We start from the raw sequence: 17,563 nt of genomic DNA on the forward strand, positions 1-17,563 counted from the left end.
GATGTTCAAAGTCCGGTGGCGATAGCGAAGAGGTCACACCCGTTCCCATGCCGAACACGGTCGTTAAGCTCTTCTGCGCCGATGGTAGTTGGGGGCTTCCCCCTGTGAGAGTAGGACGTTGCCGGGCAATAAAGTACAATCCGATAGGGTTGTGCTTTTTTTATGTGCACAAAAGGGAGTGCTCAAGGTGCAGACGAGCACTGTTCCGGAAGGGACAGCATCATCTGTGAAAGAGCCGATGGATCGCCGTGAAGAAGGATCAAGAAAAGCAACATGTCCCCTGTGAGACGAATGGTTACTCTTCGTCAAGCAACAAGAGGGAACATCGAAGCGGAGTCTCCAAGAGGATCATCCCCGTAGAAGAGAAAGCAAGAGCCAGGACGTTGCCGGGCGAACAAGTACAATCCGATAGGGTTGTGCTTTTTTTATGTGAGCAAAAGGAAGGCAAATAAAAGCTCTCATTAATAAAATCTCTACGTGAAAATCAAACTGTATCTTTTTCCAATAAACCATGATACGTTATAAACAAACGATATGTTGTCAGCAATGAGGGAGACATTTCATGATTGGGAATTTTTTATTTGCACTATCCATTATTATTATCGGTCTGTTATTTGGAAGAGGATTAAGAGTTTTACTTGATAAAGGAAAAATTGAATCGGCAGCAAAGATGCATTGGATTTTAAAAAATTGTACGATGTCGGCATTGTTGGTTGTGAATCCGTTAATTATATTAGGAGCCTTTTGGTTCGTTGAGATGGATGACATTCGATTAATGTACATCCCAATACTTGGTGCTCTATCGCTTGGAATTGGTGGTGTATTAGCACTGTATGCTGCTAAACTTTTAAAGCTATCGAGAAAAAAGCAAGGAGCGATGTTTGCTTCGGGCACATTTACGAATTTAGGTAGCTTTGGTGCTTTGTTTTGCTTTGTATTTTTAGGAGAAGCGAGCCTTGTTTTTGTGGCGTTGTTTCGCCTGTTTGAGGACTTGATTTATTATGCGGTTGGCTTTCCAGTAGCTCAGTCTTATGGTGATCGTCAAAAAGGAACAAAGCCCCCGTCTGTTTTAAGTAAAGTGATGAGAAATCCTTTTTTTATTGTGACGATTGTTGCCATTGGGATTGGAGGAGCTTTAAATGCTTCGCCCATTGATCGGCCCGAGTTCTATATACATTTAAATAGTTTGCTAGTTCCCATTTTTACGATATTGTTAGTCGTTCCAACAGGGTTTAACTTGCAGGTGACAAAGGTTAAGGGGTTTTTAAAAGAAAGCCTATCGATAGCGAGTATTAAATATGTTATTGTACCGGTTACGGTCACATTCTGTGCCTTTTTGTTCGGGTTAAAGGAGTATTATGAGGGGATTGCATTTAAGACGATATTAATTTTATCGGCGATGCCACCTGGTTTTACTTCGTTAGTACCTCCACAGCTCTTTAACTTAGACAAAGATTTAGCCAATTCAAGCTGGTTTATTAATACGATTTTATTAATCGTTGTATTACCTGTCTTATTTCTCATTGTGATGATTTTGTAGAAACAGTCAGCAGATCATATTCATATTTTATCTAAAGAAAAAGACAGCAATTATATATAAATAGATAACGAATTTAGTTAACATGATTGAAGCAGACAGAGCTTTTATTTATTACGATTATAGTAGTAAATGAAAGGAAGTGTTACCAGTGGATAATGTTCGGATTGGGTTAATTGGAGTCGGTTCAATGGGTTCTGCTCATGCCATGTATTTACATCAAGGTGAAATAAAAGGTGCTGAACTACGGGCTGTTTTGGATGTGAATGAAGCACAACGAAAATGGGCGAGACAGTATTTAATAGGAGTAGAAGTCTTTGCTGATGAGGATGCTTTTTTTTCAAATGATGATATTGATGCGATTTTAATAGCTACTCCTCATTATGACCATCCTCGCTTAGCGAATAAAGCATTTAAGCACGATAAACACGTGCTTTGTGAGAAACCCGCGGGTGTGTATACGAAGCAAGTGAGGGAAATGAATGAACTAAGTCAATCAAAAGGTCTCGTATTTTCAATGATGTATAACCAACGAACGAATCCACTTTACATGAAGGTTCGAGATATGGTCCAGTCAGGTGAGCTAGGTGAAATTAAACGAATGAACTGGATTATAACAAATTGGTATCGTTCGCAAAGCTACTATGACTCGAGTAGCTGGAGGGCGACATGGAAAGGTGAGGGAGGAGGCGTTTTGATTAACCAATGTCCTCATCAGCTTGACTTGTGGCAATGGATGACAGATCTTGTGCCAACAAGGATCCGCGCGTTCTGTCAATTTGGAAAACATCGTGCAATTGAAGTGGAGGACGAGGTAACGGCCTATATCGAACACGAGAACGGAGCAACGGGTGTTTTTGTGACGACAACAGGGGAGGCTCCAGGCACTAATCGACTTGAGGTTGCAGGAGATCGTGGAAAAATAGTTGTTGAGGAATCACGATTATTGTTTTGGCGCTTGCGTATTGCTGAAAGTGAATTTAATCAGCAATATAAAGGGGGATTTGGTAGCCCTGAATGCTGGGAATGTACGGTTCCTGTTGAAGGGGTCGAGCTAGGTCACAAAGGAATTACGCAAAACTTTGTTGATGCGATAGTAACAGGGGAAAACTTAATTGCACCGGGAGTAGAAGGTATTAAAGGCTTAACAATTTCCAATGCGATGCAGCTGTCAACATGGATTGATGATTGGGTGACGTTACCACTTGATGAAGAACACTATTATCAACATTTACAAGATCGCATCAAGCAATCTACTGCTGAAAAGAAAGAGACAATGAACGTACTAGATGTGAAAGGATCTCATTAGAAAAGAGGGAGAGTAATGGACAGACAAGAAGGAATGAATTATGCACCAAAAGGGCAACGGTCTCCTGTCGTAGACGAGAATGAATTTATATTTGCGGCGGTTAGTCTAGATCACGGTCATATTTATGGGATGTGTAATGGACTAGTGGAAGCAGGAGCTACCTTGAAGTGGGTCTATGATCAAGATGAACAAAAGGTTGCAGATTTTTTGAAAGCGTTTCCTTCTGTTCGAGTTGCTTCATCAGAAGAAGAGGTGCTGAATGATTCTGACGTACAGCTCATAGCAGGAGCAGCGATACCGTCATTACGTTGTGCATTAGGTGTGCGAGTAATGGAGCATGGAAAGGATTACTTTACAGATAAGGCTCCTTTTACAACGTTAGAGCAATTAGCGCATGCTAGAGAGGTTGTTGAACGAACAGGTCGGAAGTATATGGTCTATTATAGTGAGCGGCTTCATGTTGAAAGTGCAGTGTATGCCGGACAGTTAATCCAGAATGGCGAAATTGGTAGAGTCATTCAAGTGACAGGCTTCGGTCCCCATCGTTTATCAGCCTTTAATCGACCGGGGTGGTTTTTTAAAAAGAAAGATTATGGTGGCATTCTCTGTGATATAGGTAGCCATCAAATTGAACAATTTTTATATTATGCTGACTGTAAAGATGCTAACGTGTTGCATAGTAAAGTAGCTAATTATCATGCAAAAGATTACCCTGAGCTAGAGGATTATGGTGATGCAACATTACTAGGAGATAATGGAGCAACCAACTACTTTAGAGTCGATTGGCATACACCTGATGGATTAGGGACTTGGGGGGATGGACGTACGTTTATTCTGGGCACAAAAGGATATATAGAATTACGCAAATATACAGATATTGCAAAAAGTAAAGAGACAGATCACCTCTTTTTAGTGAATGATCGAGGAGAAAGCTATTTGTCACTGAAAGGGAAGGTGGGTTTCCCCTTTTTTGGTGAATTGATCGAGGATTGTCTTAATCGTACGGAACATGCTATGACACAAGAACATGCCTTTAAAGCTGCGGAGCTATGTTTGGTCGCTCAACAAAAAGCGATAAAGGTTGAGTAGTGATATGAATGCGAAAGGAGACTACGATGGAATGAACAAACAAATTAGCATAGGCTATTGTCAAAATAATAAAGTAGATATTCCTTTCCATTCACATCCGCAATATGAAATTTTCTATTTTCACGGTGGACGATGCAATTATTTAATTGGTGATCGTATATACGTCCTTAAGCCTGGGGATGTCATTTTAATGAATGGTATGACTCTTCATCGTCCAAAGCTATTTGAGAGTGCGGACTATATCCGTACGACTATTCATTTTGAGCGCCATTATATTGAACAGATTCTTAGTTCTATGAATATGCCAGGTTTACTTGAGCCATTTACCTCATTGCCATCTATTCGTTTTCATTTGAAGGAGAGCGAGAGAGCAGAGGTGGAGGAGCTGCTTCAGAAAATCAATCAATTTTCATGTCAATCTGATTCATTATCTCAATTTCAGGTTGATGTGCACGTATTAGAGTTACTAGCGCTATTGTATCCATTGTGTAAACAATATTTAAGGAAGACTCCTTTGATTAATAGTCAGAAGGAAAATCATGTACAGCGCGTCATTTCATTTATCGAAGAGCATTATATGGAGCACCTTGAATTAGAGCAAATTGAAGATGAGATACATGTCAGTAAATATTATTTAGCGAATTTATTTAAAGATGTCACAGGCATTACGATTTTTAATTATGTGAAGCAGAGAAGGGTGAATCAAGCCAAAATCCAGTTAATGCTTGAGAAGAATATAAGTGTAACAGAGCTCGCCTATCAATTAGGCTTCAAATATCCATCTCATTTCAGCAAAGTATTTAAGCAATTGACAGGTGTAACACCTGAACAGTATAGAAGAAGCATGTTATAGGGCAGAAGGAGTGAGCAACGGTTATGTCAAAGTATTCTGTATTTTCGGTGATGACACCGGAATGGACACCTGAGAAATTGCTAGAAAAATTACACCAGTATGGCTATTCGGCAGTGGAATGGCGCTATAAAAGAATGGGGCCAGAGTTAAGAGTAGAAGCACCAAGTTTTTGGGGAAATAATCTTTGTACGATTACACCAGCAATGTCAGATCAATATTTAGCTGATTTACATGAAAAAGCAACGGAGCTCCAAGTGTCTACGTTAAGCATAAACGCTTATTTAACGTGTGGCGATCTTCAAGAAACAGAAAATGTATTAAAGGTTGCAAAGAAGTTAGGAGCTCAAATGATTCGTTTAGGTGTGCCTTCTTATGATGGTAGTCAGCATTATGATGATTTATTTAAAAAGGCTCGTCTGTATATTCATCAGGCAGAGCAGCTCTGTGAGCAATATGAAGTAAAAGGATTAATTGAAACTCATCATGCAACAATTGCTCCAAGTGCATCAATGGCATGGCGGTTAGTTGATGGATGTCATCCAGATTATATTGGGGTATTGTATGATCCTGGTAATTTAGTTCATGAAGGCTATGAGAATCATAGAATGGCTTTACAGCTTCTGGGACCGTACTTAGCGCATGTTCATGTGAAAAACGCGAAGTGGCAGCGAGAAGATGGGAATATGAAGTGGAACGTCCAGTGGGAGCGTGTGGATCATGGAGTCGTTTGTTGGGAACAGGTTTTGCTTGATTTAGAAGAGGTAGGTTATCGTGGTTATTTAGGTATTGAGGATTTTAGTCGAGCTTTTTCAGCGGAAAAATCGTTGGCGTTTCATGAGGCCTTTTTAAAAGAAGTTGTTCAAAAGAGCGGTTTTTCCCTTTTTGAATGACCTTGCCACAAGACGCTTATCGAACGGAGCCATTGCCACATTATCTCTTCTTTTGAACAGGCTTTAAAAGAAAAGAGAGTGTAGAATAGCAAGGTCATTGGAAAAATATATTTTTCAATGACCTTAATCATACACGATACGTTACACAGCTTACGTTATAGTATAATCACCATTTTTTCCACCGGTTTTAGATAGTAGCTTTGTTTCCTTAATAACAATCGCTTTATCAACTGCTTTACACATGTCGTAAAAGGTCAGTGCAGCAGCTGATACAGCAGTTAGAGCCTCCATTTCAACTCCTGTATTCCCTTTGCATGATACACAAGCGTCAATGATTAACTGATAACCGCTTTCGACTTTTTCATATTGAAAGGTGAAATCTACACCTTGAATGGCAATTGGATGACACATGGGGATTAGATCATGCGTTCTTTTAGCTGCCATAATTCCGGCAATTTGTGCGACTTGAACAGGGTCGCCTTTTTTTAATTGTTGTTGCTCTATCGCATCATATAATTCAGAACTAAATTGTACATAGCAACGAGCTATTGCCGATCGTTTCGTTTCATTTTTCGCTGAAATATCGACCATCTTTGGTCGCCCTTCTTCGTTCCAATGGGAAAACTCACTCATTCTTGTATCGACTCCATTCTGTTTGGGTGTTGATATTAATAAAATCTTGATGGGATTTATGAAATTCGACGCGCTGAACAGGGAACTGTTCAAATAAGAGCTTCATGCTTCTTTTTTGTTCTGATAGTAGCTTTTTTATAACTGGTAAGCAGCTTGCTGGATATAGACTATGTAAGGGATGCTCAAAGTTATTAGCAACAGGTACAATGATGGCTGATTGATCACTTCGATAGGAAAGCAGGTTTTTAATAAAGGTAGATGTAACAAAGGGTGTATCAGCAGGTAACGTAAAATACCAATTTGCCGCTCCTTGTTTCAACATTGCCTGATAGAGTGCATGTAGCGGCCCTTCATATGGAGGGTTTTCAATTAAAACAGATGTACGAGAAAAGGATACGTTGAAATGAGCAGAGAGAGCTTCATTTGTCACGATCGTAATCGATTCAATATCAGCCTTTTGAAAAGCAGTGATCGCATGCTCGTAGAATGGCTTCTCTTTGTAGCACTCAAACATTTTAGGCTTGCCAAAGCGAGATGATTTCCCTCCAGCTAACAGAACTCCTTCTACGTCCATAATACCCCTTCTTTCTTTTTCAAGCGCGTCTCTTTATGCTAAAATAAAGTACAATTCATTTATTATCATAACATTTTGACATTATAAATCATACAAAACCGATAAACAAGAATGGAGTGAGGGGATTGGTTGAGAGGCGAACACCGATTCAAGTAAGGGAAGCTGTAAAAAGAGTAATGGAATTTTCGTTAGAAGCTACGTTTGAACGAGTGAAATTGGAACAGGCGATGGATCGTTTTTTAGCTGAGGATTTAATCGCTACACATGATGTGCCATCCTTCGATCGTTCTCCGTATGATGGCTTTGCGATTCGGTCAGAGGATACGAATCGAGCAACAGTCGAGACACCGGTTTCCTTTGATGTCGTTGGTCATATTGGTGCTGGCTTTGTATATGATGCAGAAGTGAAGACTCAGCAGGCGGTCAGAATCATGACAGGGGCTCCGATTCCGAAGGGGGCAGATGCTGTTATTATGCTAGAGCTTGTGAATGAACGACCAAATGAAACGATTGAAATTAAACGAAAAGTAAAGAAGCATGAGAACATTTCATTTCAAGGTGAGGATACGAAAAAGGGAACCGTACTAGTCGAAAAGGGAACACAAATCAATCCTGGAATCATCGCCTTATTAGCGACGTTTGGTTATAGTGAGGTCGCAGTTGCAAAGCGAGTGAGAATAGGTGTAATGGCAACCGGAAGTGAGCTGTTAGACGTTGATGAAGAGCTCGTACCAGGAAAGATCCGTAATAGTAATACACATATGGTGATGGCTCAGATTGAGCGAGCGGGTGGTGAAGCTGTTTATCTTGGGAAGCTAGATGATGATTTTGATTCCTGTTATGAAGCTGTTAATAACGCCTTACATGAAGTGGACGTGCTCATTACGACTGGCGGAGTTTCTGTTGGAGACTTTGACTTTATTCCAGAAATTTTAAAGAAGATTGAAGCGAATGTACTCTTTAATAAAATTGCCATGAGACCTGGTAGTGTGACGACAGTAGCGCTGTTACGAGAAGGAAAGGTGATTTACGGTTTATCTGGTAATCCATCTGCTTGCTATGTCGGTTTTGAGCTATTTGTTCGACCTATTTTAAGGAAAGCCTTCTATAGTAAGAAGCCTCATTTGCGAAGGGTGACAGCTACGTTAAATGTTGATTTTCCTAAGCCGAATCCATTTATGCGTTTCGTTCGATCGCAGCTAATATTTGACGAAGGAGCATTGTATGTTGAGCCATCAGGGCTCGATAAATCAGGAGTGGTCAGCTCTCTCTCAGGCGCCGATGCCCTTATGCTTCTACCTGGTGGAACGAGAGGGTATGAGCGTGGAATGAAAGTGGATGTTCTATTACTTGACGATCAAGTAGGAAGTGAGTGGCCGTGGGATCAGATTGTCGCGTCTTACAAGTAGTCGGCTTTTCAAATAGCGGAAAGACAACGTTAATGAGAAAAATCCTTGAGAGGTGTAAGGAAGAGCTTGCATGGAATGTAGCAACTATTAAGCACCATGGTCATCGAGGAGAGCGGCTATATGATAGTCGAGAAGCGAAGGATAGTGATCGGCACCTGAAAGCTGGGGCAATCATGACGGTTGTCGAAGGTGGGGGAGACTTAATTCTTCATAAGCAAAACCATGTTGAAAGCTTGGAACAGACGATTAAGCTACTACAGAGCTTAGAGGCAGATTTTATATTAGTGGAAGGGTATAAAAGAGAATGTTATCCGAAGGTCGTCATATTGAAAGGGAATGAAGATCAACATATGTTGAGTCAAATGGAAAATGTGCAAATAATCATTACATGGGGACGACCTTTTGAAGCAGATGTACCTGTGTTTACCATTGGTGAGGAAGAAGAGTATGTATCATTTATTGTGAAACGAATAAGGAGCTTATAATGAAATATTCAATGTTTGAAATTAGCCAAGAACCGTTATCGGTAGAGGAATTAGTAGCAAAGGTCACACGTCGAGAGTGTGGTGCGATTGCGACTTTTATCGGAACTGTTCGAGAATTTACACAAGGGAAGCAGACACTCCAGCTGGAGTATCAGGCGTATGAATCAATGGCCGTGAAAAAATTGCAGCATATTGGTCAAGAAGTGGAGGAAAAGTGGCCTGGAGCAACGGTCGCGATCTCTCATCGAATTGGCTTACTGCAAATTTCCGATATTGCGGTCATTATCGCTGTTTCAACCCCGCATCGTAAAGCAGCATATGAAGCGAATGCATATGCAATGGAAAGAATTAAGGAAATAGTTCCAATTTGGAAGAAGGAGTATTGGCAGGATGGTACGAAATGGGTTGGTGATCAGTCAGGTGAAACGTCCTATCCTTTAGGTGAACCGGATGGTGGAGGTGAGTCTCATGATTAAAGTATTATTGTTTGCACAACTACAAGAGGAGAGCGGTCAGGACGAAATTAGTTTAGAGCTAGCACCGGTCACCATTAAAGAATTAAAGGAACTGCTCATTCGTGATTACTCGATACGTACGTTTGATAACGTCATGGTTGCTGTAAATGAGGAGTTTGCTAATGAGGAAGACGTTGTGAAAAGTGGTGATACCGTTGCTTTTATCCCACCGGTTAGTGGGGGTTAGAAGAGCTGGTCATAATAGAATAAAAGTATTGAGAAAAATGCTTCATTAGGCTAAAGCCTATTGGAGCATTCTTTTTGTTTATTGGAGCTATTCACGATTACGTACGTTACTGATCGAGCATTGAAAAAGGTGTATGTATATACCTTCTTTTGTAATAGTATCGTTCATTCATACTTTTTTAAATATTATATGTTGTTTCTATATGTAGCATGCAAAGGAACCTTTGTTATTCTTTAAGTAAGCGTTATCAACAAAGAGGTGAGATTTAGAAATGTCTATTCGCTGGTTTCGCACCTTACGTAATCAAATATTGGTTGTTTTTGTGATGGCAATGGCGATTGTCATGTCGTTTGTTGCAGTGATGACTTACAATATGGTCGCATCGATGTTAACGAATAATGCAGAAAAGCAAATTCAACAAACAGTTACACAAGCGAGTGGTCGTGTAGATGCTCTCTATCATCAGCTTGATATGCTTACAAATCAAGTTGCAACAAATGCTTACGTTCAAGACCTCTTGTTAGAAGAAGTACATGGACAAACAACTCTGTTTCATCAACGTCAGTCACTCATGCAAGTCGTCGATTCATTCCAAGCATATTCGAACGGGATTGATGCTTTTGAATTATATTTGTCTAATGAACGTCGGTTGTTTCCATTGAATGAAGCTTCTCTTTCAGAACGAATTGACGATAGGTGGATACGAAAAGCAGAAGAGGAAAAAGGACGACTCATTTGGATCGGAAAGGATCGAGATAAGCCTGGTTATTTCCTTGCATTGAGACAAGTGAATTTAATGAATAGGTGGTTTTCGAAAGGAGGATATTTATTAGTTCGTATAAAGCCTACTTATTTTGAAGTGCACGATTCCATGATGGAAAGTGAATGGATGATTGTGGTCGATGAACAATATGAGCCGGTTGCTTCGAACTATCCGGGTCATGAACAAAAGCTTCTTAGTCAAGATGAATCAACGTTTACTGTGCATCAACAAGACTACATAAAAGTTCACCATGAATCAGTTGAAACGGGCTGGCGCACGTATATGTTTACTCCAGTTCAAATGATTACACGTGAAGTATCAGCATTACGACTAGCTCTCATTCTTTCAGCAGGGTTGGGTTTTTTTGTATTTATGTTATTTTCTTATTTGCTAGCAACGTATGTAACGAAACCTCTTATTCGATTAACAAATACGATGCGACAAGGAAAGGATGGTGAATTAAAAACGATTCCTGTTCGTTCAACTACGGTGGAAATGAATGAGTTAAATCAATCGTATAATCAAATGGTTGAGACGATTAATCATTTAATCGAAGCGGTATATGCAAAGGAGATTGTCCGCCACCAATCTGAACTGAAAGCGTTACAGGCACAAATCCATCCCCATTTTCTTTTTAATACACTTGAAGCATTGTATTGGGCATTAGAAGAAAAAGACGAGGAGGAATTAGCTGAGTATGTCATTACATTATCAGAATTGTTCCGTTATACGATCAGTGATCAAAAAAAGGATGACTGGGTCTCATTAAGGGAGGAGCTCGATCATGTTGAACGGTATTTGTATGTGATGCAGGTCCGTTTTGGAGATCGAATCTCTTGGCATATTGATGATCATAATGAGTTTAATCACTGTATGATACCGAAGCTAACGATTCAACCATTAGTTGAAAATGCAATCTTACATGGTATTGGTAATCGAAGTGAAGGTGGGGTGGTTCAAGTGCGAATAGAGCCATCGGATATAGGCAATCGCTTAAGCATCTTCATTATCGATAATGGTATTGGGATGGATCAGAAAACCATTAACGGTGTGTTTCAGCAAGCGTATAGCAGTCAAAAAGGGATGGGGATGACAAATGTGAACAAACGCCTCCAACTATATTATAAAGACATTCATCATCGAGGCTTAGCTGTTAAAAGTGAGCGTGGGGAAGGAACGTGTGTTTATTTTGACATTCCTATGGGAGAGGGTGTTCATGATGAATAGAACGATTTTAGTCGTAGATGATGAGCCAAGAACAAGGGAAGGTATTAGTAAAACGTTGGAGCAATGGGCTCAATATTCGATTGAAGTCATAAGCGCTAGCACGGGTCGAGATGCTATTAAAATAGTAAGTGAGAGGCAAATCGATATATTAATTACTGACATTAGGATGCCAGAGATGACAGGCTTAGAAGTTATTCAGCTTATAGCGGATATGGAAGCAAAACCGATCGTATTAATTATGTCAGCTTATTCAGATTTCTATTATGCTCAAGAAGCCATACGACACGGGGTCATTCATTATTTACTAAAGCCAATTAGAAAAAAAGAGTTAATTGAAGCAGTTGAGCATGCAATTTCTAAGAAAGAAGATCAAGAACAAGGGCAGCGATTAACGAAAGTCATTGATGTACAATTGTTAGAACAAGCGGACTTAAATAACGATCGATATGAGCCGGCGATTGAAAAGGCATTAAAGTATATCGACGATCACCTTAAAGAGAAGGTTAGCTTACAAGATGTTGCGAACGCTGTCCATTTAAACGGAAGTTATTTTAGTACATTATTTAAAGAGGAAGTAGGAATAAATTTTAGTGAATATGTGACAAGAAAAAGAATTCAAAGTGCCAAGCATTTGCTGCTACAGTCCGATATGCCAATTTCACTCATTGCAGAGGAGGTCGGTTATCAAACACAAAAGTATTTCAACAAGATTTTCAAGGAGTACGAAGGTGTTACTCCTGGATATTATCGAAAAACATATAAGTGAATGTCCAAAAGGAAGAATCTTTTTTGGACAGCCTTAAGCAGCCTTTTAAAGTAGATTCTAAAAAAAGTGGAAAATGATACAAACATCGTACCCTTATCCCAATGCTCGTTCCTTGTTACACTCAAGAGGATTAAAAATAGTAAGGGGGATATTCATTTGAAAAAGAAAGCGTATTCACTATGTATCGTATGGTCTGTATTTCTTTTGTTCGTATTAGCGGCTTGTGGAGGCACAGATTCAGATGGAACGTCAGGTGAACAGCAAGGAGCGTCAAATGATGCTAATGATGCGGGTTCAGAAGAGCAAGCAGATGTAACCATTGATTTCATGCATCTTTGGCCTGCCGGTACTTCAGCTGGTCAGAATCGAATTGTCAATGAGATTATTGACCAATATATTGAAGAGAATCCGCATGTAACGATTGAGCAGGAAGTACTTGAGAACGAGCAATACAAAAATAAATTACAAGTTGTATCGTCTTCTAATCAGCTTCCTGATGTAGGGATGACTTGGCCAGCGGGTTTTATGGAGCCTTATGTAAAAGGGGAATTATTTGCTCCGTTAGATGATGTGCTTGATGGTGGACTTCAGGAGTCATTTGTTGCGGGAACACTAGAGGCTTATGAAATGGATGATACGTTTTATGCGTTACCACTTGAGTTGAATATAGCTCCAGTGTATTATAACCAAGCTATTTTTGCTGATTATGATTTAGATGTACCTGAAACATATGATGATTTTCTCCATATTGTTGATACGTTAGTTGAGAATGGAGTTGCTCCTATCGCACTTGGGAATAGAGACCGTTGGACGGGATCGCTTTGGTATATGTATTTAGCTGATCGTTACGGTGGTCCTGATGCGCTGAATTCAGCGATTGATCGTAGTGGAACATTTGAAACTCAGGAATTAATTGATGCTGCTGAAAGTATAGTTGATCTAGTCGAAAGAGATGCTTTTAATCGAGGCTTTAATGGGTTAAATAATGATGAAGCAAAGGCTGAATTTCTAAATGAAACAGCGGCTATGTACTTGATGGGCTCATGGGAATTACCGAACTTCACGACAAATGATGAAATTCCCCAAGAGTTTAGAGATCAGGTCGGATTCTTTAAATTCCCTACTATTGATGGAGGAGCAGGTGACATAGACAGCTGGGTAGGTGGACCTGGTGTCGGCTTCTTTGTTGCAGAGAATTCAGATGTGAAAGAAGAAGCAAAGGATTTCATTCGCTTCTTCGTTGAGAAGTGGGGTGAACAAGCAGTGACAGGAGCGGGTGTAATTCCTGCCACTCAGGTTGATACTGATGCTATTGACTTACCAGATCTTTATATTGATGTCTTAAGTGAATTGAATCAAGCTACGAATATTACGTTATTTGCAGATGTACAAATGAGCGCTGGTGTAGCTGAGACTCACTTAAATATGATTCAATCTCTCTTTGGTCAAGAAGTATCACCAGAAGATTTTGCAAAAACACATGAAGAGGCACTAGCAGATGAAGAATAATGAGTGAATGAAGAAGGAGAGGTCTCCATTTCAAAATGTGAGACACCTCCTTTCTTAAAAGAAAACAGCTTTTAAGAAAAGACCGCTACTGCGGTTTTTTTTACAGAATCAGATTTTATAAGGTCAATCAAAGTGGGATGAAACGGAACCTCAATCCGTTATTTGGGAGATACACGCTATTTATACGTACTAAGTGGAACGTCATTCCGCTAAAACGTAAAAAGAAGAGCAAAGCGAAGCACAAATGGTCAAATAGCGGAACGAGGATCCGGAAGGGCAATCCCAAAAGACATGATGACGGAAATAACGGAATGAGGTTCATTAAGTAGAGTATATGTGAATGCATAGAAGCGCTTCAGCTTTGTTCGTTACACGCTGATTTGAAAAGGAAACCAAATTCAGATCAACTAAGACGATAGTAACGACTAAACAGATGCAATTAATAATTATGGAAAGGAGATGGGTGAAAATGAACAGAGTTATGTCAGATAAAAAAGTGATTGCTTTATACGTTCTCCCCGCATTCATTCTTTTGCTAGTCGTTGTATATATTCCTATCATTATGACAGGCTATTATGGATTAATGGATTGGGATGGTATAGGACAAATGACGTTTATTGGCTTGGAAAATTATATACAGCTTATGAGCGATAATCAGTTTTGGCAAAGCGCTTGGCATTCTTTTTTACTTGCTTTGTTTTCTGTCTTGAGCTTGGGACTGTATTTACTTGTTTCAGTTGTTCTATCCGGGAAGGTTAAAGGCGCTCAATTATTTCGTAAAATTTATTTAATTCCAATGCTATTGTCATCGGTCGCTATTGCTCAGCTATGGATGCGAGTGTACCATCCTTCAAATGGAATTATGAATCGATTTTTGATGTCCATCGGTGTGGAGCAGCCACCGCTTTGGTTATCAGATACGAGTATTGTGTTATATGCCATCTTTATTCCGATTTTATGGCAGTACGCAGGGTTTTACATATTGATTTATTACGCCGCATTAAAAAATATACCCGATTCTCTAGTTGAGGCGGCGCGAATTGATGGAGCATCTCCATGGCAAATTGCTTACAAAATTAAAGTGCCGCTCATAGCGGGAGTGATAAAAGTCACGGTTGTGCTAGCGGTTGTAGGTTCTTTAAAATACTTTGATTTAATTTATGTGATGACGGACGGTGGACCTAATGGAGCAAGTGAAGTGATGGCTTCTTATATGTATAAGCTAGCCTTTCGAACAAATGATTTTGGATACGGAAGTGCAGCTGGCTTTCTATTACTTCTTATTTGTCTAATTGTTACATGGCTCATTAGAAAGCTAACTGAATCAAAGGATTCCATTCAATATTAATGAAAGGAGGATGGTAACGATGAATGCATCCACACAATTGAAAGCTACTCGTTCTTCTATTAAAAAGGAAACGAAATCGATGCTTTCAAAACTAAGCTTGATCGTATTGTATGTGATTTTAATTACTGTAGCAATCCTACAAATTCTTCCGTTAATATGGTTACTCTTATTTTCTCTTAAAGATAATCAGGAGATCTTCCAGCTTGCCCCATTTGCGATTCCTTCTGACCCGAAGTGGGAAAACTATGTGAAGGTATGGACAGAGGGCAATATAAGTCTTTATTTTTTTAATAGTGTTTGGATTACAGTGATGGCGGTTGTTTTAACAGTTTTACTAGCAAGCTTTGTAACATATGCGATTACGCGTATGAGGTGGAAGCTTAGTAAACTCGTATTAGGCTTATTTATGGTTGGTTTAATGATTCCTGTGCATTCAACGCTTATTCCGTTATTTAGCTTCTATACAGATATAGGATTGATGAATCATCCTATGTCGATTGTTGTAACGTATACAGCCTTTAATTTACCTCTAACGATTATGATTCTACTAGGTTTCTATCAAACACTTCCACGTGAAGTGGAGGAGGCGGCTGTGATGGATGGGTGCTCTGTGCATCGGATCTTCTTCCAAATTATATTACCAATGACAACACCGGTGCTTGCAACGACAGCGATTATTAATATGATCTACAATTGGAATGAATTTGTTTTTGTCAACACGTTTATTAGCTCTGATCGTTATAAGACGCTGACAGTAGGTATTCAAAACTTTATAGGGCAATATACAACTGATTGGGGAGCCATTGGTGCAACCTTAATGATTAGTATTATTCCTATTTTACTCGCTTTTTTCTTTTTAAGTAATCGTATTGTTGAAGGGATTACATCGGGTTCTGTAAAAGGGTGAGTTAGAGCCAAAGCAAAGCGTTCTTCTTTAGCTCTCTTTAGAGCTCCGAAGTACGATAGTGGTAGTGGGAAGAGACAGATCAGGGATACATGCGGTTCCTCGTTCTGCTATTTGGGCTTTTTTGACACATTTTTCATCGTTACGGATTCTCATTCCACTATTTCTGCTTTTTTAACTCATTTTGCACTTGTTTGCTTGATCAGAGGAATGAGGATTCCCTGTGCGTTTTTTTAGTTGCTTCGAGGGTCTTTTGCTCAATGCTTTCTTTTCATGTCTTCTAAAGAACACTTTCTATACATTGGCTCAATCGTCCTCTTTATGCTAGGATTTAATAGTAGCTTAGCTCATTGATATAAGGGGATGTTGAGATGAAGGATAAACAGTTTGATACGAGGGCGGTTCATTTTCAATCTAAGGAGCCGGCACGAAATACGAGTAAAGCAAAGCCGATCTATCAAACATCAGCTTTTGTATTTAAAGATTTAGATGATATGGAAAGTTTCTATGAAGGAGAAAAGGAGTATTTGTATTCTCGTTACAGTAATCCAAATACAGATGATTTAGGACAGGGAATCGCTTTATTAGAGAATGCAGAGGATGGAGTAGCGACTTCTTCAGGGATGGCCGCTATCCTAGCGGGAGTGCTAGCAGTAGCAAAGCATGGTGATCACATTCTAGCTTCGGAGGATTTGTATGGTGGAACGTATCAGCTGTTTGCAGATGAAGTGGCATCTCTTGGTATAGAGGTAGAATTTGTTTCTTTTGAGGAACTAGCTAACGTGAAGGGAGCCATTAAATCGAATACGGTTCTTCTTTACACCGAGTCAGTAACTAATCCTTTGTTGCGCGTTGAGGACGTAGAAGGGGTTATTCAATTAGGTAAAGATTCTGATGTTAAGGTGATGATTGACAATACATTTGCAACACCGTATTTGTTACAGCCCTATGTGTTAGGAGCGGATTTGGTTATTCATAGTGCTACGAAATATATTGGGGGTCATAGTGATGTGACCGCAGGCGTATTAGTAGGACATGAAAGCTTACTTGCTAAAGCTCGTTCGAAAATAGTTACAATGGGTTGCAATTTAAGCCCATTTGAAGCATGGTTAGCTTGTCGGGGGTTAAAAACGTTAAGTATTCGTATGGATAAGCAGAGTAGAAATGCCCAAGCGTTAGCACATGCATTGGAAGAAGATCCTAATGTTCAACGAGTCTATTATCCAGACTTTGTTTCAGAAAAAGGAAACGGTGCAATGGTAAGTGTTGATTTAGCCGATCATGTCGATGTAGAAGTCTTTTTTAAATCATTAGATTGGATTAAGATTGCTCCTACTCTTGCAGGTGTGGAAACAACGGTTTCGTATCCGTTAAGAACGTCACATCGGACGATTCCTAAAGAGCTGCAACAGGAGCTAGGGATTGGCAAACAGCTTGTGCGTATTTCAGTTGGAATTGAAGATGAGAAGGATATCGTTGAGACGTTTAAGAAGGCAATAAGATTAGGCTAGAGAGGTTGTATATAATAACTTTTAGGCAAAAAAAGAATGTATAAAATAGAATAA

17 protein-coding genes and 1 rRNA gene are annotated in these 17,563 nt (G+C 39.6%); 16 read left to right on the forward strand and 2 right to left on the reverse strand.

Annotation, left to right across the window (positions count from 1 at the left end; all coding sequences use genetic code 11):
- The first annotated feature begins 11 nt into the window (after window positions 1-11).
- The 6 genes from rrf to MW695_RS18910 all read left to right on the forward strand — a co-directional run bounded on the left by rrf (window position 12) and on the right by MW695_RS18910 (window position 5,678).
- Window positions 12-127, forward strand: a 5S ribosomal RNA gene (gene rrf / locus MW695_RS18885).
- 435 nt (window positions 128-562) lie between these two features.
- Window positions 563-1,540, forward strand: a complete 978-nt coding sequence (locus tag MW695_RS18890) for an AEC family transporter (protein ID WP_247107057.1) — start codon at window positions 563-565, stop codon at window positions 1,538-1,540.
- A 148-nt stretch (window positions 1,541-1,688) separates the two neighbouring features.
- Window positions 1,689-2,846, forward strand: a complete 1,158-nt coding sequence (locus MW695_RS18895) for a Gfo/Idh/MocA family protein (RefSeq protein ID WP_247107058.1) — start codon at window positions 1,689-1,691, stop codon at window positions 2,844-2,846.
- A gap of 15 nt (window positions 2,847-2,861) precedes the next feature.
- Window positions 2,862-3,935, forward strand: a complete 1,074-nt coding sequence (locus MW695_RS18900; RefSeq protein WP_247107059.1) for a Gfo/Idh/MocA family protein — start codon at window positions 2,862-2,864, stop codon at window positions 3,933-3,935.
- A gap of 31 nt (window positions 3,936-3,966) precedes the next feature.
- A complete protein-coding gene (locus MW695_RS18905; protein ID WP_247107060.1) occupies window positions 3,967-4,788 on the forward strand; it encodes a helix-turn-helix domain-containing protein in 822 nt (273 codons plus the stop codon).
- 23 nt (window positions 4,789-4,811) lie between these two features.
- Window positions 4,812-5,678: a sugar phosphate isomerase/epimerase family protein gene (locus MW695_RS18910; protein WP_247107061.1), complete on the forward strand. Its 867-nt coding sequence runs from the start codon at window positions 4,812-4,814 to the stop codon at window positions 5,676-5,678.
- Window positions 5,679-5,828: 150 nt separating this feature from the next.
- On the opposite strand, the gene moaC is transcribed toward MW695_RS18910, so the two are convergent.
- Both moaC and mobA read right to left on the reverse strand, forming a co-directional pair.
- Window positions 5,829-6,311, reverse strand: coding sequence for a cyclic pyranopterin monophosphate synthase MoaC (gene moaC, locus MW695_RS18915; RefSeq protein ID WP_247107062.1), 483 nt, complete (start codon window positions 6,309-6,311; stop codon window positions 5,829-5,831).
- Window positions 6,304-6,885: a molybdenum cofactor guanylyltransferase gene (gene mobA, locus MW695_RS18920; protein ID WP_247107063.1), complete on the reverse strand. Its 582-nt coding sequence runs from the start codon at window positions 6,883-6,885 to the stop codon at window positions 6,304-6,306. Before mobA ends, moaC begins: the two co-directional genes overlap by 8 nt.
- Before the next feature lie 125 nt (window positions 6,886-7,010).
- Between mobA and MW695_RS18925 the strand changes: the two genes are divergently transcribed.
- The 10 genes from MW695_RS18925 to MW695_RS18970 all read left to right on the forward strand — a co-directional run bounded on the left by MW695_RS18925 (window position 7,011) and on the right by MW695_RS18970 (window position 17,509).
- Window positions 7,011-8,294 (forward strand): molybdopterin molybdotransferase MoeA, encoded by a 1,284-nt coding sequence (locus MW695_RS18925; RefSeq protein WP_247107064.1) that lies wholly within the window; start codon window positions 7,011-7,013, stop codon window positions 8,292-8,294.
- Window positions 8,264-8,779, forward strand: coding sequence for a molybdopterin-guanine dinucleotide biosynthesis protein B (gene mobB, locus MW695_RS18930; RefSeq protein ID WP_247107065.1), 516 nt, complete (start codon window positions 8,264-8,266; stop codon window positions 8,777-8,779). The genes MW695_RS18925 and mobB overlap by 31 nt, the downstream gene beginning before the upstream one ends.
- Window positions 8,779-9,255 carry a molybdenum cofactor biosynthesis protein MoaE gene (locus tag MW695_RS18935; RefSeq protein ID WP_247107066.1) on the forward strand — a complete coding sequence of 159 codons (477 nt, stop codon included), beginning with the start codon at window positions 8,779-8,781 and terminating at the stop codon, window positions 9,253-9,255. The genes mobB and MW695_RS18935 overlap by 1 nt, the downstream gene beginning before the upstream one ends.
- Window positions 9,248-9,481 carry a molybdopterin converting factor subunit 1 gene (moaD, locus tag MW695_RS18940; RefSeq protein WP_247107067.1) on the forward strand — a complete coding sequence of 78 codons (234 nt, stop codon included), beginning with the start codon at window positions 9,248-9,250 and terminating at the stop codon, window positions 9,479-9,481. Before MW695_RS18935 ends, moaD begins: the two co-directional genes overlap by 8 nt.
- Before the next feature lie 271 nt (window positions 9,482-9,752).
- Entirely contained in the window at window positions 9,753-11,471 is a 1,719-nt protein-coding gene (locus tag MW695_RS18945; RefSeq protein WP_247107068.1) for a sensor histidine kinase, read from the forward strand.
- Entirely contained in the window at window positions 11,464-12,237 is a 774-nt protein-coding gene (locus tag MW695_RS18950; protein ID WP_306421241.1) for a response regulator transcription factor, read from the forward strand. The genes MW695_RS18945 and MW695_RS18950 overlap by 8 nt, the downstream gene beginning before the upstream one ends.
- A gap of 156 nt (window positions 12,238-12,393) precedes the next feature.
- The gene (locus MW695_RS18955; protein WP_247107070.1) at window positions 12,394-13,746 is read left to right on the forward strand and encodes an extracellular solute-binding protein; all 1,353 of its coding nucleotides are present in this window, start codon (window positions 12,394-12,396) and stop codon (window positions 13,744-13,746) included.
- Window positions 13,747-14,215: 469 nt separating this feature from the next.
- Window positions 14,216-15,094 carry a carbohydrate ABC transporter permease gene (locus tag MW695_RS18960; RefSeq protein WP_247107071.1) on the forward strand — a complete coding sequence of 293 codons (879 nt, stop codon included), beginning with the start codon at window positions 14,216-14,218 and terminating at the stop codon, window positions 15,092-15,094.
- A gap of 79 nt (window positions 15,095-15,173) precedes the next feature.
- Window positions 15,174-16,001, forward strand: a complete 828-nt coding sequence (locus tag MW695_RS18965; RefSeq protein WP_247107143.1) for a carbohydrate ABC transporter permease — start codon at window positions 15,174-15,176, stop codon at window positions 15,999-16,001.
- Between the two features lie 368 nt (window positions 16,002-16,369).
- Window positions 16,370-17,509, forward strand: coding sequence for a trans-sulfuration enzyme family protein (locus MW695_RS18970; protein ID WP_247107072.1), 1,140 nt, complete (start codon window positions 16,370-16,372; stop codon window positions 17,507-17,509).
- Window positions 17,510-17,563 lie beyond the last annotated feature (54 nt).

Source organism: Halalkalibacter sp. APA_J-10(15), assembly GCF_023017105.1.
In the GTDB taxonomy this organism is placed as follows: Bacteria; Bacillota; Bacilli; order Bacillales; family Bacillaceae_D; genus Halalkalibacter.

What these genes read in the sequence shown, in the direction of transcription:
- MW695_RS18890 (WP_247107057.1), top strand. Translation starts at nt 563, where the DNA reads ATGATTGGGAATTTTTTATTTGCACTATCCATTATTATTATCGGTCTG.
- MW695_RS18900 (WP_247107059.1), top strand. Translation starts at nt 2,862, where the DNA reads ATGGACAGACAAGAAGGAATGAATTATGCACCAAAAGGGCAACGGTCT.
- MW695_RS18905 (WP_247107060.1), top strand. Translation starts at nt 3,967, where the DNA reads ATGAACAAACAAATTAGCATAGGCTATTGTCAAAATAATAAAGTAGAT.
- MW695_RS18910 (WP_247107061.1), top strand. Translation starts at nt 4,812, where the DNA reads ATGTCAAAGTATTCTGTATTTTCGGTGATGACACCGGAATGGACACCT.
- moaC (WP_247107062.1), bottom strand. Translation starts at nt 6,311, where the DNA reads ATGAGTGAGTTTTCCCATTGGAACGAAGAAGGGCGACCAAAGATGGTC.
- mobA (WP_247107063.1), bottom strand. Translation starts at nt 6,885, where the DNA reads ATGGACGTAGAAGGAGTTCTGTTAGCTGGAGGGAAATCATCTCGCTTT.
- MW695_RS18935 (WP_247107066.1), top strand. Translation starts at nt 8,779, where the DNA reads ATGAAATATTCAATGTTTGAAATTAGCCAAGAACCGTTATCGGTAGAG.
- moaD (WP_247107067.1), top strand. Translation starts at nt 9,248, where the DNA reads ATGATTAAAGTATTATTGTTTGCACAACTACAAGAGGAGAGCGGTCAG.
- MW695_RS18945 (WP_247107068.1), top strand. Translation starts at nt 9,753, where the DNA reads ATGTCTATTCGCTGGTTTCGCACCTTACGTAATCAAATATTGGTTGTT.
- MW695_RS18950 (WP_306421241.1), top strand. Translation starts at nt 11,464, where the DNA reads ATGAATAGAACGATTTTAGTCGTAGATGATGAGCCAAGAACAAGGGAA.
- MW695_RS18960 (WP_247107071.1), top strand. Translation starts at nt 14,216, where the DNA reads ATGAACAGAGTTATGTCAGATAAAAAAGTGATTGCTTTATACGTTCTC.
- MW695_RS18965 (WP_247107143.1), top strand. Translation starts at nt 15,174, where the DNA reads ATGCTTTCAAAACTAAGCTTGATCGTATTGTATGTGATTTTAATTACT.
- MW695_RS18970 (WP_247107072.1), top strand. Translation starts at nt 16,370, where the DNA reads ATGAAGGATAAACAGTTTGATACGAGGGCGGTTCATTTTCAATCTAAG.